The organism is Nitratireductor sp. B36, from assembly GCF_020833685.1.
Lineage (GTDB): Bacteria > Pseudomonadota > Alphaproteobacteria > Rhizobiales > Rhizobiaceae > Nitratireductor.
The window spans coordinates 676,223-701,866 of sequence record NZ_JACKZY010000003.1 but is presented as its reverse complement, the minus strand read 5'-3'; the positions used below and the strand labels follow the sequence as shown (position 1 = coordinate 701,866).

At 62.4% G+C, this 25,644-nt stretch carries 25 protein-coding genes; 14 read left to right on the top strand and 11 right to left on the bottom strand.

Annotated elements, in window-relative coordinates; all coding sequences use genetic code 11:
• Positions 1–12: 12 nt before the first annotated feature.
• The 6 genes from H7H48_RS15085 to hemC form a co-directional block, all read right to left on the bottom strand.
• Positions 13–798: a glutamine amidotransferase gene (locus H7H48_RS15085; protein WP_229449861.1), complete on the bottom strand. Its 786-nt coding sequence runs from the start codon at positions 796–798 to the stop codon at positions 13–15.
• Between the two features lie 5 nt (positions 799–803).
• Positions 804–1,268, bottom strand: a complete 465-nt coding sequence (locus H7H48_RS15080) for a TerB family tellurite resistance protein (RefSeq protein ID WP_223021749.1) — start codon at positions 1,266–1,268, stop codon at positions 804–806.
• A gap of 66 nt (positions 1,269–1,334) precedes the next feature.
• A complete protein-coding gene (locus H7H48_RS15075) occupies positions 1,335–2,990 on the bottom strand; it encodes a heme biosynthesis protein HemY (RefSeq protein WP_229449860.1) in 1,656 nt (551 codons plus the stop codon).
• 6 nt (positions 2,991–2,996) lie between these two features.
• A complete protein-coding gene (locus H7H48_RS15070) occupies positions 2,997–4,430 on the bottom strand; it encodes a phage tail protein (RefSeq protein ID WP_229449859.1) in 1,434 nt (477 codons plus the stop codon).
• Positions 4,431–4,580: 150 nt separating this feature from the next.
• On the bottom strand, positions 4,581–5,288 hold the full coding sequence (locus H7H48_RS15065) for a uroporphyrinogen-III synthase (protein WP_229449858.1): 708 nt from the start codon (positions 5,286–5,288) through the stop codon (positions 4,581–4,583).
• 1 nt (position 5,289) lies between these two features.
• Positions 5,290–6,219, bottom strand: a complete 930-nt coding sequence (hemC, locus tag H7H48_RS15060) for a hydroxymethylbilane synthase (protein ID WP_229449857.1) — start codon at positions 6,217–6,219, stop codon at positions 5,290–5,292.
• A 93-nt stretch (positions 6,220–6,312) separates the two neighbouring features.
• Between hemC and tsaD the strand changes: the two genes are divergently transcribed.
• The 8 genes from tsaD (at position 6,313) to H7H48_RS15020 (ending at position 12,417) form a co-directional block, all read left to right on the top strand.
• Positions 6,313–7,398, top strand: a complete 1,086-nt coding sequence (tsaD, locus tag H7H48_RS15055; RefSeq protein WP_229449856.1) for a tRNA (adenosine(37)-N6)-threonylcarbamoyltransferase complex transferase subunit TsaD — start codon at positions 6,313–6,315, stop codon at positions 7,396–7,398.
• Positions 7,395–8,381 (top strand): NAD(P)H-dependent glycerol-3-phosphate dehydrogenase, encoded by a 987-nt coding sequence (locus H7H48_RS15050; protein ID WP_229449855.1) that lies wholly within the window; start codon positions 7,395–7,397, stop codon positions 8,379–8,381. The genes tsaD and H7H48_RS15050 overlap by 4 nt, the downstream gene beginning before the upstream one ends.
• A 15-nt stretch (positions 8,382–8,396) precedes the next feature.
• A complete protein-coding gene (locus H7H48_RS15045; protein WP_223005401.1) occupies positions 8,397–8,693 on the top strand; it encodes a YciI-like protein in 297 nt (98 codons plus the stop codon).
• Entirely contained in the window at positions 8,693–9,118 is a 426-nt protein-coding gene (locus H7H48_RS15040) for an EVE domain-containing protein (RefSeq protein WP_229449854.1), read from the top strand. Before H7H48_RS15045 ends, H7H48_RS15040 begins: the two co-directional genes overlap by 1 nt.
• A 68-nt stretch (positions 9,119–9,186) precedes the next feature.
• Positions 9,187–9,786 carry a methyltransferase gene (locus H7H48_RS15035; RefSeq protein ID WP_229450094.1) on the top strand — a complete coding sequence of 200 codons (600 nt, stop codon included), beginning with the start codon at positions 9,187–9,189 and terminating at the stop codon, positions 9,784–9,786.
• A 55-nt stretch (positions 9,787–9,841) separates the two neighbouring features.
• The gene (locus H7H48_RS15030) at positions 9,842–10,249 is read left to right on the top strand and encodes a DUF1761 domain-containing protein (RefSeq protein WP_229449853.1); all 408 of its coding nucleotides are present in this window, start codon (positions 9,842–9,844) and stop codon (positions 10,247–10,249) included.
• A gap of 78 nt (positions 10,250–10,327) precedes the next feature.
• Positions 10,328–10,600: a helix-turn-helix domain-containing protein gene (locus H7H48_RS15025; RefSeq protein ID WP_025031833.1), complete on the top strand. Its 273-nt coding sequence runs from the start codon at positions 10,328–10,330 to the stop codon at positions 10,598–10,600.
• 128 nt (positions 10,601–10,728) lie between these two features.
• The gene (locus tag H7H48_RS15020; protein ID WP_229449852.1) at positions 10,729–12,417 is read left to right on the top strand and encodes a SulP family inorganic anion transporter; all 1,689 of its coding nucleotides are present in this window, start codon (positions 10,729–10,731) and stop codon (positions 12,415–12,417) included.
• On the opposite strand, the gene H7H48_RS15015 is transcribed toward H7H48_RS15020, so the two are convergent.
• The 5 genes from H7H48_RS15015 to H7H48_RS14995 all read right to left on the bottom strand — a co-directional run bounded on the left by H7H48_RS15015 (position 12,418) and on the right by H7H48_RS14995 (position 17,064).
• Positions 12,418–13,065 carry a septation protein A gene (locus H7H48_RS15015; protein WP_229449851.1) on the bottom strand — a complete coding sequence of 216 codons (648 nt, stop codon included), beginning with the start codon at positions 13,063–13,065 and terminating at the stop codon, positions 12,418–12,420.
• A 2-nt stretch (positions 13,066–13,067) separates the two neighbouring features.
• A complete protein-coding gene (ftsY, locus tag H7H48_RS15010; protein WP_229449850.1) occupies positions 13,068–14,630 on the bottom strand; it encodes a signal recognition particle-docking protein FtsY in 1,563 nt (520 codons plus the stop codon).
• Between the two features lie 5 nt (positions 14,631–14,635).
• Positions 14,636–15,919 carry a tRNA (N(6)-L-threonylcarbamoyladenosine(37)-C(2))-methylthiotransferase MtaB gene (gene mtaB, locus H7H48_RS15005; RefSeq protein WP_229449849.1) on the bottom strand — a complete coding sequence of 428 codons (1,284 nt, stop codon included), beginning with the start codon at positions 15,917–15,919 and terminating at the stop codon, positions 14,636–14,638.
• Positions 15,920–16,801 (bottom strand): diaminopimelate epimerase, encoded by an 882-nt coding sequence (gene dapF, locus H7H48_RS15000; RefSeq protein WP_229449848.1) that lies wholly within the window; start codon positions 16,799–16,801, stop codon positions 15,920–15,922.
• Between the two features lie 101 nt (positions 16,802–16,902).
• Positions 16,903–17,064 (bottom strand): DUF1328 family protein, encoded by a 162-nt coding sequence (locus tag H7H48_RS14995; protein WP_229449847.1) that lies wholly within the window; start codon positions 17,062–17,064, stop codon positions 16,903–16,905.
• 250 nt (positions 17,065–17,314) lie between these two features.
• On the opposite strand from H7H48_RS14995, the gene H7H48_RS14990 reads away from it, so the two are divergent.
• The 6 genes from H7H48_RS14990 (at position 17,315) to H7H48_RS14965 (ending at position 25,643) form a co-directional block, all read left to right on the top strand.
• Positions 17,315–17,848, top strand: a complete 534-nt coding sequence (locus H7H48_RS14990) for a protease inhibitor Inh/omp19 family protein (protein ID WP_229449846.1) — start codon at positions 17,315–17,317, stop codon at positions 17,846–17,848.
• Between the two features lie 51 nt (positions 17,849–17,899).
• Positions 17,900–19,105 (top strand): cell division protein ZapE, encoded by a 1,206-nt coding sequence (gene zapE / locus H7H48_RS14985; RefSeq protein WP_229449845.1) that lies wholly within the window; start codon positions 17,900–17,902, stop codon positions 19,103–19,105.
• A 355-nt stretch (positions 19,106–19,460) separates the two neighbouring features.
• A complete protein-coding gene (gene mdh, locus H7H48_RS14980; protein ID WP_229449844.1) occupies positions 19,461–20,426 on the top strand; it encodes a malate dehydrogenase in 966 nt (321 codons plus the stop codon).
• A gap of 13 nt (positions 20,427–20,439) precedes the next feature.
• Positions 20,440–21,636: an ADP-forming succinate--CoA ligase subunit beta gene (gene sucC, locus H7H48_RS14975; RefSeq protein ID WP_229449843.1), complete on the top strand. Its 1,197-nt coding sequence runs from the start codon at positions 20,440–20,442 to the stop codon at positions 21,634–21,636.
• A 6-nt stretch (positions 21,637–21,642) separates the two neighbouring features.
• Positions 21,643–22,545 (top strand): succinate--CoA ligase subunit alpha, encoded by a 903-nt coding sequence (sucD, locus tag H7H48_RS14970; protein WP_229449842.1) that lies wholly within the window; start codon positions 21,643–21,645, stop codon positions 22,543–22,545.
• A 110-nt stretch (positions 22,546–22,655) separates the two neighbouring features.
• Positions 22,656–25,643 (top strand): 2-oxoglutarate dehydrogenase E1 component, encoded by a 2,988-nt coding sequence (locus H7H48_RS14965; protein WP_229449841.1) that lies wholly within the window; start codon positions 22,656–22,658, stop codon positions 25,641–25,643.
• Position 25,644 lies beyond the last annotated feature (1 nt).

The window sequence follows — 25,644 nt, the reverse complement described above, 5'->3', positions numbered from 1 at the left end:
GGCGCGTTTCGATCAGGCCACGCCCCTACGCCCGACCATACGCCGGCCCACGGGATGCTTTCCCTTCGCTTCGTCTCCTGTCTGCAGCGTTCCGGTGCATTCGCGCCCGAAAATCAGTTCCAGAAACTCCACCAGCCACTGTTTCAGGTGCCGGTCCCAAATGAGTCGCCCCCCCAGATGGTCGCGGCCCTGCTGGGCACCGGGCATGACAAAACGATGCGCGCCACGCACCACCCAGCGCTGCATCATGGCGCGCGTGAGTTCGGCATGAAACTGAACGCCCCACGCATTTTCGCCATAGCGGAAAGCCTGGTTGGGATAATGCTCGGCAGTGGCAAGAAGCGTGGCGTCCTTCGGAAGGGAGAACCCTTCCCGGTGAAACTGATAGACCATTTCCGGCCAATGGAGCAGTTTGCGTCCGGCGTCCGTTGCGCGCAACGGATACCAGCCGATCTCCACCAGTCCGTCATCATGGCTCTTCACCTGCCCGCCCAGATGCTTCACCAGCAATTGCGCGCCGAGGCAGATACCGAGAAAGGGCTTGTTCTCCCGCAGCGGAACAGCGAGCCAGTCGGTCTCGCGCCGTACAAAATCATCATGGTCATTGGCGCTCATGGGACCACCGAACATCACCACGCCAGCATGATCTTCAAGCGTTTCAGGCAGAAGATGCCCCAGCGGGGGACGGCGGATATCCAACGAGAAGCCGCTTGCCTGCAACACCTGGCCCACACGCCCCGCACTGGATGTTTCCTGATGCAGGACAATCAGGATCCTGCGGCTCGGCTCGGTCCCCATGGCAATCAGCTCTTGGCGTGTTTCTCTTGCATTTCCTGGCGCAGGATTACCCGATCCCGATTGTCGACGCCAATAAGCTCCGCCACACGCCAGACAAGGTTGTCCTCCAGTTCATGCATTTCGCCATCGGCGAAGACGATGCCCCACATGAGGCCGATGAAGGCCTTTCGCGCATCGGCATCCAGATGCCGTTTCAAAACGCTGGTGAAGGCGTAGAGGTCGATCGCCTCTTGTTCGGCTTTCTCACCAGCCTTGACGATCTTCTCAAGCTCCGCCCCCGTCAGATTGTAGGTGCTGGAAAGGGTTTCCCTGAGCTTTTCGACCTCAGATGCTTCACGAATGCCATCAGCATCGAGAACGTGGAAAAGCAATGCGGCGGCAGCCACACGCGGATCATCTTCCGGCTTCACCGTCGTTTGGCGGCTGCTGCCTGGAAGATCTTTCAGAAAGGACATAATGCTGTCGAACATGAGGGCCTGCTGTTCGGATCACGTGGAGGAGCGACCCGCCGTGAAGCGAATCGCAACATCTCAATCTTAAAATAGGCGGAAGGGACTTTGCGTCGAGCCGTTCTTGTCGTCCGGGTCCACGCCGGGGTCGTCAGGCAATGGCGGTTTGACTGGTTCGTCCTTGGATGAAGCATCTGTCTTCAGCCCGTTGACCGGGACGGGTTTCGGCTGCGGCGCGGGCTTCTGTGAACGAGCTTCCGCATCCGCTGCCTTTTCTTCCGGCTCTGCGTCTTTCGGATTTGCGTCTTTCGGCTTTTCCGCTTCGACAGGCTCTGCCTCGATTACCACCGGATCGGGTGCCGTCTCCTCGGGTTCACGCGCTTCTTCCGCACCCTCTGGTGCTGCGATGGCAGGGGCCGGCGAGAAATCTTCATCGCCTTCGACCACCTGCGCCAGCCGTTCCATGGGCATGCGCCACTCGAACGCATCCAGCTTGCCGGTGACGGGCGAGATCGGCGCCCAGCGGTCCGCCACATAGCCATCGGCGACCCAGGCGGGATCGCGCGGCGCACGCAGCGCCTTGGCAAGCCACTGGCGCACGCGGCCCTGATCTCCGGTCTCGGCTTCCTCGATGTCGGCCATCAGGAGATAGACGCTTTCGCGCGGCCCCAGCCGGGCGGCTGCCTCGCAGGACTCCCTTGCGAGCTTGAACTCGCCCGCGTCGAGCGCCGCACGGCCAACGATCAGGGCCGATTCCACATTGTTGCGTTTCAGCGATTGGAGTTTCTTGGCGCGCGCCAGACGGTCCTGCGTGGAATCACCGGGGCGAGCATGGATATAGGCTTCCGCAATTTCGGGATGCGGTTCTTTATTCCAGACGGTCTCCAGAACTTTTGAACCCTTGCGCAACTCGTTTTGGCGGAACAGCGCCCTGGCAGCGGTCACAGCCGCAGGCACGAAATCCGGCCGCAGCTTGTGGGCTTCCATGGCGGCGGTGCGCGCAGCCTGAGGATCGGCGTCCAGCACTTCGAGAGCCTTGGCGGTGAGCAACACGGCGCGACGATCGGTGACGCTCTCGCGCGCATCCTTGCCGCTCGGCTTGCGGCTGCCGAGCAATGCCAATGCCCCATCCCAGTCGCCCTCTGCCGTCTTCCCATCCAGTGTGGCGTTCACGGCCCAGTCAAGCTGGGGTGCATCTTCCACCGCCCGCTCCGCATAATGGCGGGCAACCTCGCGCTCACCCATTCGCTCGGCCTCGAGATACAGTCCGCGCAGACCCAGAAGACGCATCTCGGGATCGTCGAGCATCGCGGTGAACTTGTCGCGCGCCGCTTGCCGATCACCGTCCAGCAATGCTGCCTGCGCATCGAGAAGATGGATGAGCGGCTCCTGATCGGAAGAAATGAGCTTGGCCGCCTGCTGGCTCATGCGCCGCGCCAGACCGCCATCACCGGCGCCGGCCGCTATCATCCCGGTGGAAAGCGCCTGATAGCCGCGATCGCGACGACGCACACGGAAATACCGCGCAACCGCATAAGGGCTCGTCCAGATGCTCCGGATCAGCCACCACAGGATCATCACCGCCGCAACGATGGCCACAATTGCGACGGCGGCCACCATGAGCGAAACCTCATAGCGATAGCCCGCGAAGGTGACGACGAGATCGCCCGGACGCTCGGCCAGCCAGGCAAAGCCCAGCCCCAGAAGGAAGACGACAACAAGATAGAAGAGAATACGGAACATCTGCGCTTATGCCCCCTTCAGCGCATCGGCGAGCGCCCTGTTCAATATCTGGTCGGCGGCCTGACGGGCCCTGAGCTTTTCAGCGAAATCGGCGCCGGCCTGTTTGCCTGCCTCCGGCAGAGTCTCGTATTCGGCAAGCGCCTTTTCATAATCATTGGCAACCACGGCCGCTTCCATGCGTGCGGCGATCGCATCCGGCCCATCGCCTTCGACGCTGCCCACCGGACGCACCACCACGAGCGAGCGGGCGCTGGCCATCAGATTGTCGATGATGCCGCCACCGCCATCGCCCGCCTGGCGCGTGGTGGCGGCCACGATGCGGCTCGCCACTTCGGGCGCCTCGGCGGCAAGCGCCGCGCGGCTCGGCACACCGGAGTTCGCATTCGCCTCAAGCGGCGCCAGCGCCTCGGCCTCACCCTCGGGTGCGATGGCGGTATAGGTCTCAAGCTCGCTGGCATAAGGCGTGCCGCGCTCCACAGCGGATTTCAGTGTGGTCGCGGCAATGACCAGCGCCATGCGCGGGGCGGCATCCGCCTCCTCAGCCTGCGCCTTCAGCGCGTCGACCTCGGTCTTCAGTGTGGAAAGAGCCGCGGCGTTGTCAGACGCCGTCTGGCTCGCCGTACCGGCCACTTCGGATGCTTCCCGTACGCTGGCCTCTATCGACGAGATCCGGGAGGTTACATCTTCAAGCGCGGCTCCTGTTTCACCGCCTGCCGATAGGCCCTGCGTCTTTTCCTCAAGTGCTGCGAGCCGATCCGAGATCGCCTCAAGTCCCGGCCCCTCGCCGGCTTCGCCTGAGGAGATCGATTCGCGCAGCGCCGTAATCTCATTTCCCAGCTCGGAAAGGCGCTGCTCGGTTGCGCCGGCGCGCTCACGCGCCTCGCTCAACGCGGCCTCCACCGCTTCAGTGTTGCCGCTGGCGGCAGGCTGATCGCCCAACCTGCTTTCAAGGGCTGCCACCTGCTGACGGAGTGTTTCCACCGCCGGGTCGGCGGCATCACCGCCCCTGTCGGGAGAAGGCAGGATGCCTCCCCACTGCAGGCCACCTGCAAGTGCCAACGCCACGACACCGCCGACAACACCACCGATAGCCGCACGGCCAGCGCCGCCCCCGCCTGTGGCGGGCGAGGAGCGCTCGGGTTTTGCGGATTTCTTTTCGGCATCAGCCTTGCTGACATGTGCACCACCAGCTTTCGCTTCGCGCCCGAACCCGGCATCCTTGCTCGCGGGCTCTTCTTTGGACGCGGCGGCAGGCTTTTCGTCTTTTGGAGCGGTAGAGGGGGCGGGCTTGGCAGATGTCTCCGTCCCGGAGGCCTCCGGCTTCGCTTCCGCGCCCATTTGCGCGACCTGCCCGGCTGCCTGTTTGCTGGCTTCACCGGGCGCGTCAGGCTTGTCGACCTTTTCCTTCTTCACCTGATCGGGATCCAGATCGATGGTCACTGGCTCCTTCTGGGTTTTGGAATGACGCGTTCTCGGCGTTTTGACCATCAGGCAACTCCGCTGCAAAAGACTGACCCTGCACTATGTGCAGTGCATATAAGTTCCTATCACACCCCCATGTGTTGAAAACAGGGGCTCACAGGATTGCGGTTACGTCTTTAGCAGAAAGAGCAGACGATCTTCCGACGGAAAATCCGCAATTCGAACGGTTTTTGCGACATCCTGACCCAAAACCCCGGCAATACGCTCCGAGAGACAATAAAATGTCGCAGCTGCCAAATTTGTTCCCACGACAGACCGCTCCATGAGGCGCACAAGCTGGCTTGCACCATTGGCCGAATAAAGCAGCACGTCATCGACAGGGCGCTCGCCGATAACCGACCGGATAGCGCTCTCTGAAGGATCCAGCGGCAGTGTGTCGTAAATCTCGACCAGACGTGGGCGGTGGCCTGCCGCTCGAAGCCCTGTTTCCAGCACGTGGCGGCGCACCCGCCCGCAAAGCACCGTTATATGGGCGGGAGCCGCGAAAGCCCCGTCGATGCGCACCGCCAGCCGCTCCGCATCGCCCGCCTCGTCATCGACCACATTGAGCCCGGCAGCACGCGCGGCATCACCGGTGCGGTGTCCCACGGCGAAGACCGGCTTGCCCTTCAATGCGTCGAAAACGGATTGTGGCGCATGGCGGATCGCATTGGGGCTGGTGACAGCGACAACATCCACCGGTTCGGCGTGGATGGCGGGGTGAAGCGGCACAGTCTCCGTCAACGGCAGGACGAGGGGCTCGAACCCCATTTCAGCGAGCCTGCCTGCCGTTTCCGAAGCGCCCGGCTCCGGACGCGTGACCAGCACCCGCCGCATCTTACTGCCAGCTATCGAAGAACCGCGTGCCGGCCTTCTCGCGGATTTCCGCGCCTGCCTCCGCGCCGATGCGCACGGCATCCACTGCCAGGCCCTCAGTTGCGATCTCATGGGTCTCACGGCCATCGGGCGTGAGGATCAGGCCCGAAAAGCGCAGCGTGTCGCCGTCTATGCGGGCAAGGCCCGCGATGGGCGTGCGGCAGGAACCGTCCAGCGCACCGAGAAAAGCGCGTTCGCAAAGCAGCGCATCGCCCGTTTCGGCATGATGGATCGCGGCGATCATCGGCCCGATGCGCGCATCACCGATGCGGCTTTCGATGCAGATCGCGCCCTGCCCCAGCGCCGGCGGAAAGCGTTCGGGGTCCATCACCTCGGTCGCTATATGCGGCATGCCGAGCCGGTTAAGCCCGGCAAGCGCCAGAAGCGTGCCTTCGGCGACGCCTTCCTCCAGCTTCCGCAGGCGCGTCTGCACATTGCCACGGAACATGCCGACATCAAGATCCGGGCGCAGCCGCAGCACCAGCGCCTGACGACGCAGCGAGGAGGTGCCGAGCTTGGCGCCCCGCGGCAGATCCTCGAGCTTTGCAATGGAGCGGCCAATGAAGACATCGCGCACATCCTCTCGCTCCAGAAAGGCGGAGATTTCGAGCCCGTCCGGCAGGACGGTGGGCATGTCCTTCGAGGAATGCACGGCCAGATCGATGCGGCCATCGAGCATGGCCTCCTCGATTTCCTTGGTGAAAAGCCCCTTGCCGCCGGCCTGCGAGAGCGGGCGATCCTGAATGCGGTCGCCGGAGGTGGAGATGACGACGATCTCGAACGCCTCTTCTGGCAGGCCGTGTGCCGCCATGAGGCGCGCGCGCACCTCTGCCGCCTGAGCCACTGCCAGAGCGCTTCCGCGCGTGCCGATCTTCACCACATCAGTTTGCATGCCGTCACGTCCGTGCTAACCCGCATCCGAACCGGATGCACCACACCCCTAACGGGGATTGGCTGCGACGGCAACATGAGCGGGTAAGTCTGAATGACGCGCATCCTTGGCATCGAGACGAGTTGCGACGAGACGGCAGCGGCCGTGATCGAAAAATCGGGCAACGACACCAAAATCCTGTCCAATGTGGTTTTGAGCCAGATCGCCGACCATGCCGCCTTTGGCGGCGTGGTGCCGGAGATCGCAGCCCGCGCCCATGTGGAAGCGCTGGACGGAGTGGTGAAAGCCGCACTCGATGAAGCGGGCCTCCCGCTACAAGACATCGACGCCATCGCCGCCACGGCAGGTCCCGGCCTGATCGGCGGGCTGATCGTGGGGCTGACCACCGCCAAGGCGATCGCGGCGGCGAGCGGCAAGCCGCTCATTCCCGTCAACCATCTGGAAGGCCATGCGCTGACCGCCCGGCTGACCGACGGGATCGACTTTCCCTATCTGCTTCTGCTCGTCTCAGGCGGGCATACGCAGATCGTTCATGTGGAGGGCGTCGGGCGCTATCAGCGCTGGGCCTCCACCATAGACGATGCGCTGGGCGAGGCATTCGACAAGACAGCCAAGCTCCTCGGCCTGCCCTATCCCGGCGGCCCCAGCGTGGAAATGGCGGCAGCGGAGGGCGACCCGGCGCGCTTTGCCTTTCCGCGCCCATTGAAAGGTGAATCACGACCCGATTTCTCATTCTCCGGCCTCAAGGCCGCGGTGCGGCGTGAAGCCACCGCACTTGCGCCACTCGGTGAAAAAGACATCGCCGACATCTGTGCGTCATTCCAGCAGGCGGTGACCGAAACACTGACCGACCGGGTTGCTCGAAGTCTCGCCCGCTTCCGGGAAACGCATCCCGATCTCAAAACTCCGGCCCTTGTGGTGGCGGGCGGTGTGGCGGCCAATCAGGCAATTCGCTCTGCACTCGATACACTCTGCGAGAAAGCCGGTTTCCGGCTCATCGCCCCGCCCTTGCGCCTATGCGGTGACAATGCCGCGATGATCGCCTGGGCCGGTCTGGAACGGTTGGAAGCAGGCCTTGAAGAAGAGGAGACCCTCGGCTTCGCCCCGCGCCCGCGCTGGCCGCTGGATCAGGCATCGGCCCCACTCTTCGGCGCGGGCAAACGGGGAGCAAAGGCATGAGAACACCATGGACCATCGCTGTTCTGGGCGCAGGCGCATGGGGAACGGCGCTGGGCGCGACAATGCTCACGAGCGGGCACCGCGCCAAACTTTGGGCGCGCGACGAAGCGCTGGCGCAGGCGATCAATGCCGATCACATCAACGAACGCTACCTGCCCGGCTTGAAGCTTGATCAAAAGCTTGCTGCAACGAGCAGCATGGAGAATGCACTCAAGAATGCCGACTGCATTCTTGCCGTGACGCCAGCGCAGACCCTGCGGGCGGTTCTTGCCGATGCCGGCCCGCATGTGCCGAAGGGGGTACCCATCGTGCTATGCGCCAAGGGCATCGAACGCGAGACGGGCAGGCTCATGTCCGAAATCGCCTCCGAGATGCTGCCTGAAAACCCTGTGGCCGCGCTGTCCGGGCCGAGCTTCGCCAGCGATCTGGCGCGCGGCCTGCCGACCGCCGTGACGGTGGCGGCAAAAAATGCCGGTCTGGCGATGACGCTCGCCGAACAGCTCTCCGCGCCGCGCCTGCGCTGCTATTCGACCGACGATCTGACGGGTGTGGAGATCGGCGGCGCGCTGAAAAACGTTCTGGCCATCGCCGCCGGCGCCACACACGGAGCCGGGCTCGGCGCCAGCGCATCGGCAGCGCTGATCACCCGTGGTTTCGTGGAATTGCGGCGTATCGGCGAGGCTTTTGGCGCGCGGCCCGACACGCTGATGGGGCTTTCGGGCCTCGGCGATCTGATCCTGACCTGCGGCTCGGAACAATCGCGCAATTTTGCCTTTGGGGCAGCACTCGGACGCGGGGAAAGCCTTGAGGGCCGACCGCTGGCGGAGGGCGCACATACGGCGGGGATTGCCGCGCGCATCGTGCGCGAACGCGGCCTCGAAGCGCCCATTATCGAAAGCGTGACAGAGCTTCTCAAGGGACGGGTCACCGTACAGGCCGCCATGGAAGCGCTGCTTTCACGCCCGCTCAAGAGTGAAACCTGAAACAGGGGGAAGAACATGATCTTTGCTATCATCTGCCGGGACAAGCCTGGCCATCTGGAAACGCGTATGAGCACACGGCCCGACCATGTGGACTATTTGAACGGGCTCAACGAAAACGGCGCGCTGAAATTCGCAGGGCCATTCCTTGACGATGAAGGCAAGCCCTGCGGCAGCCTTGTTGCAGTGGAGGCCGAAGACCAGGCGGCAGCGGAACTGATCGCCGCCGCAGACCCCTATGCTCTTGCGGGCCTTTTCGAATCCGTTGAAATACGGGCCTGGAACTGGGTCTTCAACAATCCGGAGAATGCGTGATGGCCTATTGGCTGTTCAAGTCCGAGCCTTCCACCTGGTCGTGGGAGATGCAGAAGAAAAAGGGTGACGAGGGCGAGCAGTGGGACGGCGTGCGAAACTATCAGGCGCGCAACAACATGCGCGAGATGAAGCTCGGCGACCTCGGCTTCTTCTACCACTCGGTCAAGGAAACTTCCGTGGTCGGTATCGTGGAAGTGTGCGCGCTGGCGCATCCCGACACCACGACGGATGACCCGCGCTGGGAATGCGTGGACATTCGCGCGGTCAAGGACATCCCTCGCCCGGTCACGCTGGCCGAGATCAAGGCCAATCCGGCGCTTTCGGAGATGATTCTGGTCAACAATTCGAGGCTTTCCGTGCAGCCGGTGCGGCCTGACGAATGGGCCGAGATCTGCCGCATGGGCGGCCTCGACAAGGCACCCTGAGCCTTTCCCCCGTGCGGCGCATCACCCCGGACAATGCGGCGGCGTTCATCCGCGCCAACACGGCGCTGATGCGCCCGCCGCATGTGCCGGAAATCGCGCTCCATCTGGCCGATGAGGCGCATGATCTGTGGCAACGCACGGAGGAGGAGCTTGCAGAGATCGGCCTGCCGCCCCCTTTCTGGGCCTTCGCATGGGCGGGTGGTCAGGGGCTTTCGCGCTACATTCTCGATCACCCCGAAACCGTGCGGGGGAAAACCGTTCTCGACTTTGCGACCGGATCCGGGCTTGTCGCCATCGCCGCCATGAAGGCTGGCGCGAAACATGTTCTGGCAGCGGACATCGACCCGTTCAGCGGACCGGCCTGTGCGCTGAACATGGTCGCGAACGATGTGCAGTTCGAGACCACGCAGGAAGACCTCACCGGCGCAACAGGCAAATGGGAGGTGGTGCTTGCCGGCGACGTGTTCTATGACCGGGCGATGACCGACACGCTGGTGCCATGGTTCGAGCGCCTGTCAGAAGCAGGCGCGACGGTCATTGTCGGCGACCCCGGCCGGAGCTACCTGCCGCGCGAACACCTTGCCGAACTGGCGAGTTATATCGTGCCGGTGACCCGTGCGCTCGAAGACGCAGAGGTGAAGCGTACTACCGTCTGGCAATTCGCTTGACCGCTTTGTGGAGTGCGGATTCAATCCGCCCTGCTGGACATGTGAGGAGAACCCCATGGATTTCGCCGGTCTCAACTATCTCGCCATCCTCGTTGCCGCCGTCGCAGCGTTCATGTTCGGCGCCATTTATTACGGCGCGCTCGGCAAGCCATGGATGAAGGCCGCTCGCATCAAGCCCGAAGACGCCAGGATGGAACCGTCGCTCTTCATCACCTCATTCGTGGCCGAACTGATCATGGCATGGGTTCTGGCCGGCGTGATCGGCCATCTGGGCGCAGGCCAAGTGACCTTCTGGAACGGCGTTGTCTCCGGTGCCTTCATCTGGCTCGGCTTCATGGCCACGACCGTGGCTGTCAACCAGCGCTATGAAGGCTTTGGCTGGGACCTGACCCTGATCGACGCCGGCCACTGGCTAGGTGTCGCCCTTATCATGGGCGGGGTGATCGGACTTTTCGGCGTCTGATCCGTTTGAAACCATCAATATTGATGTTCTAGACATCAATACTAAAAGACTGTATATACTCTCGAAGACGGAGCGCCAATGATAACCGCAGCACAGATGCGCGCCGCCCGAGCCCTTTTGGGCATCGACCAGAAGCAACTGGCCGAGCTTTCGGGCGTTTCCCTGCCGACCATCCAGAGGATGGAGGCAAGCGAAGGCAATGTGCGCGGTGTGGTCGACACGCTTTCCAAAGTGGTCGAGGCGCTGGGGGCAGCCGGCATCGAGCTGATCGGCGACCATGCACCCAGCCACGGCACCGGACGCGGTGTACGCTTCAGAGAGCCAACCCCGGCAAAGGCGAAAACCGTCTGAGACAACGCAGTTCCAGCAAAAGTGGAAACCGGCTTTGCGACCGGAACTGCGGGAACGATGAGAACGCAACGGCGACCGCCTGCAAATCCGCCGACGGCCTTCCGCTGCCGATGGTATGAGGCTTTCCCATGCAGGCGAGCGCCACGCGCCCCGGCTTCACTGCTCTGTTCACACCCAAACTGCTGACCGTGCTGCGCGAGGGCTATGGCCCTGCCGCGCTCAAGGCCGACATCGTTGCCGGCCTGACGGTCGCGATCATCGCGCTGCCCTTGTCCATGGCCATCGCCATCGCTTCGGGCGTGGGGCCGGAGCGCGGCCTCTATACCGCCATTGTCGGCGGCTTTCTGGTTTCAGCGCTTGGCGGCAGCCGGTTTCAGATCGGCGGCCCGGCGGGCGCGTTCATCGTGCTCGTTTTCGCCACGGTGCAGGCGCACGGCATGGACGGGCTGATCCTCGCCACCTTCCTCTCCGGTTTCATCCTGCTTGCCATTGGTCTCTTGAGGCTCGGCACCTTCATCAAATATGTGCCTTACCCGGTCACGGTGGGCTTCACCTCCGGCATCGCCGTCATCATCCTGACGAGCCAGCTCAAGGATTTCTTCGGCCTGACGCTGACGGGCGCGGAGCCCGGGCCTTTCATCCCCAAATTGCAGGCGCTGGCGGAAGCCGCGCCGACGGTGAACGCCGCAGCCCTTCTGCTGGCGCTTGGCTCGGTGGCGGTGATCGTCGGGCTGCGCCGCTGGCGGCCGCACTGGCCGGGCTTTCTGATCGCCGTGGTGGCGGCCACGCTGGTCGCATGGGCGCTGGGTCTGCCGGTGGAAACCATCGGCTCGCGGTTTGGCGGCATTCCGCAGATGCTGCCTGCCCCGCACCTGCCGGACCTGAGCACCGAAAAGATCATGGCGGTTCTGCCCGCCGCGTTCTCGTTTGCGCTTCTGGGCGGCATTGAGAGCCTGCTTTCGGCGGTGGTGGCCGATTCCATGACCGGACGCCGGCACCGCTCCAACAGCGAACTGGTGGCGCAGGGCGCGGCCAATATCGGTTCGGCGCTGTTTGGCGGTTTCTGCGTGACGGGCACCATCGCGCGCACGGCAGCCAATGTGCGGGCCGGCGCACGCGGGCCTGTTTCGGGCATGCTGCATTCGCTGTTTCTTCTGGCGTTCATGCTGGTGGCGGCGCCGCTGGCACGCTTCATCCCGCTTGCAGCCCTTGCCGCAATTCTGGCGGTGGTTGCATGGAACATGGCGGAGAAGCATCAGTTCGCAGCACTGCTGCGCTCCTCGTGGGGCGACGCTGTGGTGCTTCTGGTGACGTTCCTGCTAGTGGTGTTCCGCGACTTGACGGAGGGCATTCTGGTGGGCTTCGGCCTCGGCGCGCTGCTCTTTCTGCACCGCATGTCGGAAGCGGTGCGCGTGGAGCATGGCGTTGCCTCCCTGGGAGATCAGCCTGACAATGGCGAACGTCCATACAAATCCGAGATTGCAACCGACGACGATGTGGTTGTCTATCGCATTGCCGGCGCGTTCTTCTTCGGTGCAGCGGCTGCGGTGGGGGCCGCACTCGACCGGATTGGCGGCCAGCCGAAAGCCTATGTCATCGACATCGGCTCGGTGAGCTTTCTCGATTCCACAGCGGCTGCGACAATCGAAGGTTTCGTGCGCAAGGCGCGCCAGAAGGGAACCAATGTCTATCTCGCGGGGGCAAGCCAGCCGGTGCGCAAATTGCTGCGCACCCACGGGATGCGGCCACCCGCACTCCGGTTCTACAGCCGGCTGGACGACGCCATCGCCGCTGCAAGGCGGGATGCGGCTGAGTAGCTACTTCGTGGGCTCTTCCAGCGAGTGCTTCATGATCAGCGGCATCTGGCTCATCGTGAAGAGGATGGTGATCGGCATGATGCCCCACACCTTGAAGGCGACCCAGGCGTCGGTGGAGAACATCCGCCACACCACCTCGTTGACCACCGCCAGGAAAATGAAGAACAGGCCCCAGCGCAGGGTGAGCTTGCGCCAGCCTTCCGCATCCAGCTTGAAGGCGGAATCGAACACATAGCCGAGCAGCGACTTGCCGAAGGCGAGACCGCCCAGAAGCACCACGCCGAACAGCGTGTTGACGATGGTCGGCTTCATCTTGATGAAGATTTCGCTGTGCAGGTAGAGCGTCAGCGCGCCGAACACGAACACCACCACGCCCGAAACGAGCGGCATGATGGGAAGAGTGCGGGTGAGAATCCAGGAGGCTGTGAGCGCAATGGCCGTGGCGGCCATGAAGAGCGCGGTCGCCACAAAAAGCGGCCCACCGAGACTGCCCAGCGCCGGGAAACGCTCCACCAGCCACTCACCACGCGAATTGGCGAAGAAGAACACCATGAGCGGCCCCAGCTCCAGCGCCAGCTTTAAGAGCGGGTTGATCTCCTTGCGCTTGGGATCGGCGGGATCGCGTTCGAAGACGGGTTTTTCGCTCACGCTTACTGAACTCCTGCAATCGCCTTGGCGAAATCACTCGCCGAGAAGGGTTCGAGATCGTCGACCTGCTCGCCGACGCCGATGAAATAGACCGGCAGCTTGTGCTTGGCAGCGATGGAAACAAGGATGCCGCCGCGCGCCGTGCCGTCGAGCTTGGTCATGACCAGGCCGTTGACGCCGGCAACATTGCGGAAGATTTCGACCTGATTAAGGGCGTTCTGCCCGGTGGTCGCATCCACCGTCTGGAGGACGGTGTGCGGCGCGTCGGGATCGTGCTTGCCGAGCACACGCACAATCTTTTCAAGCTCGGCCATCAGCTCGGCCTTGTTCTGCAAGCGCCCGGCGGTATCGATGATCAGCACATCGGAGCCCGCTTCCTTGGCCTTTTCATAAGCATCGAAAGCCAGCCCCGCCGCATCCGCGCCCAGCTTGGAAGAAACAACCGGAGACCCGGTGCGCTCGCCCCAGATCTTGAGCTGTTCGATGGCGGCGGCGCGGAACGTGTCACCGGCCCCCAGCGTCACCGAAAGCCCGCCCTCGGTGAGCTTTGCGGCCAGCTTGCCGATGGTGGTCGTCTTGCCGGTGCCGTTGACGCCGACCACGAGGATGACATGCGGCTTGTGCGACAGGTCGAGCTCGAGTGGCATGGCGACCGGCGCCAGCACCTTCTCGATTTCCTCGGCCATGACGGCCTGCACTTCTTCACCGGAAACATCCTTGCCGTAACGGCCCGACGCCAGCGCATCGGTCACGCGCATGGCCGTCTCAAGGCCGAGATCGGCGCGCAGCAGAACGTCTTCCAGATCCTGGAGCGTGTCTTCGTCCAGCTTGCGCTTGGTGAAGACCCCGGCGATGGACTCGCGCAATTCGCGCGATGAACGCGACAGCCCCTCGCGGAGGCGCTGGAACCATGGCCTGCGCGGCTGCGGCGCTTCCGGCTCGGGCGCCTTCTCTTCAACGCGCTCGACGGCTTTGGAGACGGCGATCTTGCCTGCGGCAGCGGCTGGCGCGGATTCGGCGACGGACGTGATGTCGTCAACCTCGCGTCGCCCCTCATCCTCACCTTCTCCCCGTTCACGGGGAGAAGGGGGCACGGGCGCCGCGTCTGGTTCTGCGGCCTTCGGTTCCGGGGCTTCGTCGGCCTCGGCCTTTTCCGCAACCTCGATGACGGGCTCCGCTTCCTTCTCCCCGCCAGCGGGGAGAAGGTGGTCCGAAGGACCGGATGAGGGGCTTGCGTCGTCGGTCGAGGGTGTCGGCGCGGCCTCGACGGCAGGCTTGATGTCGTCAGCGTCGCGCTGCCCCTCATCCTCACCTTCTCCCCGCTCGCGGGGAGAAGGGGGCGCGGGCGTCGCGTCTGAAATTTCGGCCTTCGGCTCTGGCTCTGGCTCTGGCTCTGGCTCTGGCTCTGGCTCTGGCATGATCTCAGGGGCGGGCTTCTCACCCGTCAAGGCCGCATCGGACTCTTCGGAAGCAACAGCCTCTTCCGTTTCAGCCTCGTCGGGCTTCGTTTCCTCAACTTCCTTTTTGCCGAAGGAAAAGACCTTTTTGATAAATCCAAACGCCATGCCTGCTATGCCGCTTCCTGTGTGACGGCGACCGCAGTGAGCCGCTCCCCGTCGTGGCCGGTGACCCGCGCCTCGATAATCTGCCCCGGCTGACCGCCCTCAAGCGCGGCCAGCGTGAAACCCTCTGTGCGGCCAAGCCCCGGCCGCTCGATCAAAATGCGCTGACGGGTGCCGTCAAGCGATGCGAGATGCCGAGCATAGGCGACATCACCTACGGCGCGCAGACGCGCTGCGCGCTCCTTCACCAGCGCGCGGTCGAGCTGCGGCATGCGCGCTGCCGGCGTGCCCTCGCGCGGGCTGAAGGGGAATACATGGAGATGCGTGAGCCCGCATTCCTCGACGATCTTCAGCGAATTCTCGAACATGGCGTCGGTCTCTGTCGGGAAACCGACGATGATGTCTGCGCCGAACACAGCGTCGGGCCGGAGCGCACGCACACGCTCGCAAAATTCAATGGCATCGGCGCGCAAATGGCGGCGCTTCATGCGCTTCAGGATCATGTCGTCGCCATGCTGCAGCGAAAGGTGGAGATGGGGCATCAGCCGTTCCTCTTCCGCCAGCGCGCGCAGCAGCTCGTCATCCGCCTCGATGGAATCGATGGAGGAAAGACGCAGGCGCTCAAGCTCCGGCACTTCACGCAAAAGCGTGGAGACAAGCCGCCCGAGGCGCGGGCTACCCGGCAAATCCGCCCCGAAACTGGTGAGATCCACGCCCGTGAGCACCACTTCGCCATAGCCATTGCCGACGAGCTGGCGCACCTGATCCACCACAGCGCCCATGGGCACCGAGCGGGAATTGCCCCGGCCATAGGGAATGATGCAGAAGGTGCAGCGATGATCGCAGCCATTCTGCACCTGAACGAAGGCGCGGGCACGGCCCTCGATGGATTCGACCATGTGCGAGGCTGTCTCGCGCACTTCCATGATGTCGTTGACGCGAACCTTCTCGAACTGGTTCACGCCGAAATCCGGCAGGGCGCGGTAATTGTGGGCCTTGAGCTTTTCCTCGTTGCCGAGCACGAGATCGACCTCGTCCATGGCGTCGAAGGTGCCCGGCTCCGTCTGAGCCGCGCAGCCGGTGACGATGATGCGGGCATCGGGATTTTCACGTCGCGCCTTGCGGATCGCCTGACGCGCCTGCCGCACCGCTTCGCCGGTGACGGCGCAGGTGTTGACGACGACAGCACCGCCCGCCAGCTCCTCAAGCCCGGCAGCCTTCGCCTCGCGCTTGATGACCTCGGACTCATAGGCGTTCAGCCGGCACCCGAATGTCAGAACATCCACCGTCATTCAGGCTGCTCCCTCGGTCTCGCGCTCCCAGGCCCCGGTGGCGGGGTCGAAGCGGCCGGAGAATTCCCATTCGGCGGGACCGGTCATGATGACATGATCATCTTCGCGCCAAAGGATATCGAGCGGCCCGCCCGGAACGGTGACCGTCACGTGACGGCCCGTGCGCCCGGTTCGCGCGGCAGACACCGCAGCCGCGCAGGCCGCAGAACCGCAGGCGAGCGTAAGCCCGGCCCCGCGTTCCCATGTGCGCAGGTTCATCGCATTTTCGGCTGTCACCTGCGCGATGGAGATGTTGGCACGTTCCGGGAAGATCGGATGGTTTTCAAGCAGCGGCCCAAACCGCTCCAGATCGTAGACATTGACGTCTCTCTCGACCCAGAAGATCGCATGGGGGTTGCCCATGGAGGCAACGGAAGGCGAATGCAGCACCGGCGCATCGATGGGCCCCGCCTGCAACTCGATCATGCGCGTATCGCGAAACTCCTCGGCGAGCGGAATGTCCTGCCAGCCGAACCGTGGCTTACCCATATCGACAGAGATCAGCCCGTCCTCATGCTCCTCGGCGTTCAGAATGCCGGCGATGGTCTGGAAGGTGAAAACCTTCTCGCCGGTTTCAGCGGCCAGCGCCTGCACGACACATCGCGTGCCATTGCCGCAGGCCTGCGCCTGGCTGCCATCGGAATTGATGATTTCGATATAGTTATGGGTGCCGGCAAGGCGCGGGTCATGGATCGCCATGATCTGGTCGAAGCGCGTAGCCGGATCGGCATTGAGCGCGCGCGCAGCCTCGGGCGTCACCCGGTCCGCGCGGCCACGCATATCGGCAACGATGATCGCGTTGCCGAGGCCGTTCATCTTTGCAAATGCTGCCTCGAGCGCCATGGTGGCTCCAAAACCTTTGTCTCAGGCGCCTATATGGCTGATGAGAGGCAAAATTACCAGACGAACGGCCCCATCAATCGTGCATCAGATCCGGCGCGATGTCAGGCTATCGCCACAATACCGAGGACCGCGAGAAGGAAGAGAACGAGAACCACCGCGATCAACAGTTTGGCGCCGGTCATCGCCGCCCCCGCCAGACTGTTCATACCAAGCAGGCCTGCCACAGCCGCGACGATCAACAAAATGAGAATCCATTTAAGCATTGTTTGCCCTCCTATTGGCGCTAGCGCCGGTTGAGAAGCTTCAACGTCAAAAACGGTCCCCGGTTCCCGCAGATGCGCCAATACCCCTGAGAAGGTGTTGCCAATAAGAAACAGTCACCCGGCCACGTGGCGGAAACAGGTTCTTAACCCTGGCTGGGCTGTTATAATTGCAAAAGTTCGCCACGATCTGGCGTTTCAAACGGAACTCATTTGTATTTCAGTGCATTGGACGCTGCAACGGAGAGACGGCATGCCACATAATAAGTTCGCAATTCTGGCCGTATCGCTTTTGGCCGTCGGTCTGGCCGGCTGTCAGAGCGACCGCTTCTCGCCGATGAGCACCAGGGCTCCAGAACCATTGCCCTCCGCGCCGTCTGGCACGGTAACGTCTAACCAGCTTCCGCCTCCCTCAAGCCCGACCACCAATCCTTCGCAGTTCCCTGAGGCACCTCAGCAGGAAACCCAGGTGGCAGCGCTCGACCCGAATGCGGCAGCCAATGCACCGGACGTTTCCACCGGCAGTGTTGCCGGCGTATGGAGTGTGAATGTGGCAGGCCAATCGTGCCGGGTCGCCACACCGCAGACCAAATTCGGTTCTGGCTATCGGGCGGGGCCGCTGCGTTGCCCCGCTCCGATCGACGGCGTGAAATCATGGAATGTCGAGGGCAAGCAACTCGCATTTTACGATGCGAATGGCAGCGTGCTCGCACGTCTCTACTCATCCGGAGCGGGCCGTTTCGATGGCCAGACCACCTCCGGCCAGCCCATCTCACTGTCGCGCTGAGCGACGCCCTCCATTATCCCTCGGCCAGACTGCCAAGCGTGAAAGCCTGACATGACACTGCGTGACGGACTTGTAACCCATCCTTCCGTCACGCAGCGCTACGACCACATGGTCGAGACGGGCAAGATCGCGCGCGATCCGGCACAGGAGAAAATCGCGGCGGCGTTAGACAGGCTGATCGGCGAGATCAGCGACAAGCGCCTGGCTCGAAAATCGAGCGCGCTCGGCTGGCTTTTCGCCCGGCGGAAAACATCCCGCGAGCCGGTGCGAGGGCTCTACGTGTATGGCGGCGTGGGCCGAGGCAAAACCATGCTCATGGACATGTTTCATGAGTTGGTGCCCGTAGAGCACAAGCGCCGCGCCCATTTCAACGATTTCATGGCAGACGTTCATGATCGCATTGGACAACACCGTGCGGCACTGAAAGCCGGCGAGACCCAGGAAACGGATCCGATCCCGCCCGTGGCGGCGGCGCTGGCGAAAGACGCATGGGTTCTGTGTTTCGATGAGTTCACTGTAACCGACATTGCCGATGCGATGATTCTCTCCCGCCTTTTCTCTGCCTTGTTCGACAAGGGTGTCGTTCTGGTGGCCACATCCAACGTCGCACCGGACGACCTCTATCGCGATGGACTCAATCGCGGTCTTTTTCTACCGTTCATCGGCATTCTCAAGGAAAACACCCGCATTCTGGAGCTGGATATCGACACCGATTACCGGATGCAGAAGCTCAACCGCATTCCTGTCTATATCTCTCCGGACGATCCAGCTGCCACAAAGCAGATGGACGAGGCCTGGGCGACGGTGACCGACGGACAGCCAGTCGAGCCTTCGGAACTGAAGGTGAAGGGCAGGACCGTGCCCGTGCCACAGGCCTCCGGCTCAGCTGCACGCTTTTCATTTGCGGATCTCTGCGAGAAACCGCTCGGCGCTCGCGATTATCTGGCCATAGCCGGCGCTTTCGACACGATCTTCATCGATCACGTCCCGACCATGGATATACGACGGCGCAACGAAGCGAAACGGTTCATTCTTCTCATCGACACACTGTACGATGCCGGCGCAAGGGTGTTCATCTCTGCCGCTGCTCAACCCGATGCGCTCTACACGGCTTCAAACGGCACAGAAGCTTTCGAGTTTGATCGCACTGTTTCCCGACTCATAGAGATGCAGAGCCAGGACTGGCTGGAGCAAACCGGTCCGCGAATGGCTGAGAAATCCACTTCTGTTGGAGAGCAGGCAGCGCAAACGGGCTGATCTTCAGCCTCCTCGCCCGCAGAATCCCCTGCAAGCCGGGGCGCGATCGATAATAATGCACATTTTTCAGGCAAAATTCTTACGTTTACGTAAGTCCACAAATGTCTAAACGATTGAAATTCCTGAGCAGATAAGAATCGGTTGAATTTCTCTGCCAGTATGCTTATTCCAATGAGGCTTATGAAGCGGGCCACGCCATGGATTTGCCGCGCCTTTATGGAAAAAGGAGCGCGACGAACCGCTGGCCCGAAATGCATTAGTGTGACACGACACAGGCAAAACGCGACGCGCGCATTCTTCTTCACACATCCATCTCACCACCTATCCTTTCGACACAAGGGGGAATTCTAACCACATGGCACGCGACAAGATCGCTCTCATCGGCTCCGGCATGATCGGTGGAACGCTCGCACACCTGGCGGGCTTGAAGGAACTGGGCGACGTCGTCCTGTTCGACATTGCCGAGGGCATCCCCCAGGGCAAGGGACTGGACATCGCCGAATCCTCGCCGGTCGAGGGCTTCGACGCCAAAATGGTTGGCGCCAACGACTACGCTGCCATCGAGGGCGCGGATGTCTGCATCGTCACCGCCGGTGTTGCCCGCAAGCCCGGCATGAGCCGCGATGACCTTCTGGGCATCAATCTGAAAGTGATGGAGCAGGTCGGCGCTGGCATCAAGAAATACGCCCCCAACGCTTTCGTGATCTGCATCACCAACCCGCTCGACGCCATGGTCTGGGCGCTGCAGAAGTTCTCCGGCCTGCCGAAGAGCCATGTGGTCGGCATGGCCGGCGTGCTGGACTCGGCTCGTTTCCGTTACTTCCTGTCGGAAGAGTTCAAGGTCTCCGTCGAAGACGTGACGGCTTTCGTTCTCGGCGGCCACGGCGATTCCATGGTTCCGCTGACGCGCTACTCCACCGTTGCCGGCATTCCGATCCCGGACCTGGTGAAGATGGGCTGGACCTCCAAGGAGAAGATCGACGAGATCGTGCAGCGCACCCGTGACGGCGGCGCAGAGATCGTCGGCCTTCTGAAGACCGGCTCGGCCTATTACGCCCCGGCTTCCTCGGCGATCGCCATGGCCGAGAGCTACCTGAAGGACAAGAAGCGCGTCCTGCCCTGCGCGGCACATCTTGCCGGCCAGTATGGCGTCAAGGACATGTATGTGGGCGTTCCCACAGTCATCGGCGCCGGCGGTGTCGAGCGCATCATCGAAATCGATCTCAACAAGTCTGAGCAGAAGATGTTCGAACAGTCCGTGGAGGCCGTTGCCGGTCTTTGCGAGGCCTGCGCCAACATCGCGCCCAACCTGAAGAAGTAGGAGTAGGCCTCCAATGAACATTCATGAGTATCAAGCCAAGCAGCTTCTGAAGAGCTATGGCGCACCGGTGGCCGATGGCGTGCCGGTGTTTGAGAAGGGCGAAGCCGAAGCCGCTGCGAAGAAGCTTCCCGGACCGCTCTATGTGGTAAAGAGCCAGATCCACGCGGGTGGACGCGGCAAGGGCAAGTTCACCGAACTCGGGCCCGACGCCAAGGGCGGCGTGCGGCTTGCGAAGAGCGTCGAGGAAGTTGTCGCGCACACCAACGAGATGCTCGGCAACACGCTCGTCACCAAGCAGACCGGCCCGGCCGGCAAGCAGGTGAACCGCCTCTATATCGAAGACGGTGCGGACATCGACCGCGAGCTCTACCTCTCGATCCTCATCGACCGCACGGTCGGCCGTCCGGCTTTCGTCGTCTCGACGGAAGGCGGCATGGACATTGAGGCTGTCGCCGAAGAGACGCCGGAGAAGATCCTCACGCTCGCCATCGACCCGGAAACGGGCGTTACGGCTGACGACGTGAAGAAGCTCAACGAGGCGCTGAAGCTCGAGGGCGACGCAGCGAAGGACGGCGAGACGCTGTTCCCGATCCTCTACAAGGCCTTCACCGAGAAGGACATGAGCCTTCTGGAAGTGAACCCGCTGATCGTCATGGAAAATGGCCGCCTGCGCGTTCTCGATGCCAAGGTCTCCTTCGACGGCAACGCGCTGTTCCGTCACGAGGACGTGGTTGCCCTGCGCGACACGACCGAGGAAGACGAGAAGGAAATCGAGGCTTCCAAATACGACCTCGCCTATGTCGCGCTCGACGGCAACATCGGCTGCATGGTCAATGGTGCCGGTCTCGCAATGGCCACGATGGACATCATCAAGCTCTACGGAGCCGAGCCTGCCAACTTCCTCGATGTCGGCGGCGGCGCATCCAAGGAGAAGGTGACGGCAGCCTTCAAGATCATCACCGCGGACCCGGCCGTGAAGGGCATTCTGGTCAACATCTTCGGCGGCATCATGCGCTGCGACGTCATCGCTGAAGGCGTTGTCGCTGCCGTCAAGGAAGTGGGCCTGAAGGTTCCGCTGGTGGTTCGCCTCGAAGGCACAAATGTCGATCTTGGCAAGAAGATCATCAACGAAAGCGGCCTCAACGTGATCGCCGCCGATGATCTCGACGACGCCGCCAAGAAGATCGTTGCAGCCGTTAAGGGAAGCTGAGCCAAGATGTCCATTCTCGTAAACAAAGACACCAAGGTTCTCGTTCAGGGCCTGACCGGCAAGACCGGAACCTTCCACACCGAACAGGCGCTTGCCTATCATGGCACGCAGATGGTCGGCGGCATTCACCCCAAGAAGGGCGGCTCCACCTGGACCGGCCAGGGCGGTGAAGAGCTCCCGATCTTCGCATCCGTCGCCGAAGGCAAGGAAAAGACCGGCGCCAACGCATCCGTGATCTATGTCCCGCCGGCAGGCGCGGGCGCGGCCATCATCGAGGCCATCGAGGCCGAGATCCCGCTCATCGTCTGCATCACGGAAGGTATTCCTGTGATGGACATGGTTGCGGTGAAGGCGAAGCTCGACAAGTCCAAGTCGCGCCTGATCGGCCCGAACTGCCCCGGTGTTCTGACGCCGAACGAATGCAAGATCGGCATCATGCCCGGCAACATCTTCCAGAAGGGTTCCGTGGGCGTCGTGTCGCGCTCCGGCACACTCACCTATGAGGCCGTGTTCCAGACGACCAATGCCGGCCTTGGCCAGACGACGGCAGTCGGCATCGGCGGCGACCCGGTGAAAGGCACCGAGTTCATCGACGTTTTGGAGATGTTCCTGGCCGACGACGAAACCCAGTCGATCATCATGATCGGTGAGATCGGCGGTTCGGCGGAAGAAGAAGCAGCCCAGTTCCTCCGCGATGAGGCCAAGAAAGGCCGCAAGAAGCCGATGGCCGGCTTCATCGCGGGCCGTACCGCTCCTCCCGGACGCACCATGGGCCATGCAGGCGCCGTGATCTCCGGCGGCAAGGGCGGCGCAGAAGACAAGATCGCGGCAATGGAAGCAGCCGGCATCAAGGTTTCGCCCTCCCCGGCGCGCCTTGGCCAGACGCTCGTTGAAGCGATCAAGGGTTGAAGAAGAACCATAAACCCGGCTTGCCACATAAGTGGCAGCCGGGAACAATGTGACTGTCCGGCTAATGTGCCGGCGACCAAGGAGCCGGAACGCGGGTTCCGGAAATCAAAATGGCACGGCAAGATCAGGCCAACGACCAAATGTCGCTCACCTCGTTTCTCTATGGCGGCAATGCCGCCTATATCGAGGAACTCTACGCCAGCTATCAGGACGATCCGTCTTCCGTCAGTGAAGACTGGCGCGATTTCTTCGGCGCGCTCAAAGATGATGCCGCCGATGTGAAGAAGAACGCCGCCGGCGCGTCCTGGAAAAAGAAGAATTGGCCTCAGGCCGCAAATGGCGAGCTTGTCTCAGCGCTTGATGGCGACTGGGGCGCAGTCGAAAAGCATTTCGACGGCAAGATCAAGGAAAAGGCAGCCAAGACCGGCGCGCAGCTCTCGCCCGAAGAAACCCTCCAGGCGACCCGTGATTCCGTCCGTGCCATCATGATGATCCGCGCCTATCGCATGCGCGGTCATTTGCATGCCGACCTCGACCCGCTGGGCATTGCCAAGCCGCTGGAAGATTACAACGAGCTGTCGCCAGAGGCCTACGGCTTCACGGAAGCCGACTACGACCGCCCGATCTTCATCGATCATGTGCTCGGCCTCGAGACGGCCACGATCCGCCAGATGCTCGACATTCTGAAGCGGACCTATTGCTCGACGCTGGGCGTCGAATTCATGCACATCTCCAACCCGGCTGAAAAGGCGTGGATCCAGGAGCGCATCGAAGGTCCCGACAAGGGTGTCGAGTTCACTGCCAACGGCAAAAAGGCAATCCTGCAGAAGCTGATCGAAGCGGAAGGCTTTGAGCAGTTCATCGATGTGAAATACAAGGGCACCAAGCGCTTCGGCCTCGACGGCGGTGAAGCGCTGATCCCCGCTCTCGAACAGATCATCAAGCGCGGCGGCCAGATGGGCCTCAAGGAAATCGTTCTCGGCATGGCCCACCGTGGCCGCCTGAACGTCCTCGCGCAGGTCATGGAAAAGCCTCACCGCGCCATCTTCCACGAGTTTAAGGGCGGCTCCTTCGCGCCTGACGATGTGGAAGGCTCCGGTGACGTGAAATATCATCTCGGCGCCTCCTCCGACCGCGCCTTCGATGGCAACAATGTGCACCTCTCGCTCACGGCAAACCCCTCGCATCTGGAAATCGTGAACCCGGTGGTGATGGGCAAGGCCCGCGCCAAGCAGGACCAGGTGTTCGGCCGCAAGCGCGAGGAAGTGGTGCCGCCGGAAGAGCGTGCGCGGGTCATGCCGTTGCTGCTGCACGGTGATGCCGCCTTTGCCGGTCAGGGCGTTGTGGCCGAGTGCTTCGGCCTCTCGGGCCTGCGCGGCCACCGCGTTGCCGGCACCGTGCATTTCATCATCAACAACCAGATCGGCTTCACCACCAATCCGCGCTTCTCGCGCTCCTCGCCCTATCCTTCCGATGTGGCGAAGATGATTGAGGCACCGATCTTCCACGTGAATGGCGACGACCCGGAAGCGGTGGTCTATGCGGCAAAGGTTGCAACCGAATTCCGCATGACCTTCCACAAGCCGGTTGTCATCGACATGTTCTGCTACCGTCGCTACGGCCACAACGAGGGCGACGAGCCGGCATTCACCCAGCCGATCATGTATCGCAAGATCCGCAAGCACACGACGACGAGCGAGATCTATGCGAAGAAGATGATCGAGGAAGGTCTTGTGACCGAAGCCGACATCGAGAAGATGCGGGCCGACTGGCGCGCCCATCTTGAAGCGGAGTTCGAGGCCGGTCAGGCTTACAAGCCCAACAAGGCCGACTGGCTGGATGGCGTCTGGTCGGGCCTGAAGAAGGCCGATCATGCGGATGAACAGCGCCGCGGCAAGACCGCCGTCCCGGTCAAGACGCTCAAGGAAATCGGCAAGAAGCTGACCGAAATCCCGGAGGATTTCGAAGCCCACCGCACGATCCAGCGCTTCCTGAAAAACCGCAAGGCAATGATCGACGAGGGCGCCGGTATCGACTGGGCGACGGCTGAGGCCCTTGCCTTCGGCTCGATCCTGCTCGAGGGCAATCCGGTGCGCCTGTCCGGTCAGGACTCCGAGCGCGGCACCTTCTCGCAGCGCCACTCCGTGCTCTACGACCAGCGCGACGAAAATCGCTACATCCCGCTCAACAATCTGGGACCGCAGCAGGCCTATTACGAGGTCATCAACTCGATGCTTTCGGAAGAAGCTGTCCTCGGCTTCGAATACGGCTTCTCGCTTGCCGAACCCCGTGCGCTGACGCTGTGGGAAGCGCAGTTCGGCGACTTCGCCAACGGCGCGCAAGTGGTCTTCGACCAGTTCATCTCGTCTGGCGAACGCAAGTGGCTCCGCATGTCAGGCCTCGTGTGCCTGCTGCCGCACGGTTATGAGGGTCAGGGTCCGGAGCACTCCTCCGCCCGCCTCGAACGCTGGCTTCAGATGTGCGCGGAAGACAACATGCAGGTCGCCTATTGTTCAACGCCTGCGAACTATTTCCACATCCTGCGTCGTCAGCTGAAGCGCGATTTCCGCAAGCCGCTCATCCTGATGACACCGAAATCGCTGCTGCGCCACAAGCGCTGCGTGTCCACATTGGCTGAGCTTTCCGGCGAAAGCGCATTCCACCGTCTCTTGTGGGACGATGCCGAGCATCTGGACGGCGAGAAGATCAAGCTGGTGAAGGATTCGAAGATCCGCCGCGTCGTCATGTGCTCCGGCAAGGTCTATTACGACCTTTACGAAGAGCGCGAGAAGCGCGGCATCGACGATATCTATCTTCTCCGTGTCGAGCAGCTCTACCCGTTCCCGGCCAAGGCTTTGATCAACGAGCTTTCGCGCTTCAAGAATGCGGAAATGGTGTGGTGCCAGGAAGAGCCCAAGAACATGGGTGCCTGGTCCTTCATCGATCCGTATCTGGAGTGGGTTCTGCAACACATCGAGGCCAAGAACACGCGCGTGCGCTACACCGGTCGTCCGGCCGCTGCATCGCCCGCGACCGGCCTTATGTCGAAGCATCTGGCGCAGCTCGAGGCTTTCCTCGAAGACGCGCTCGGCGAATAGC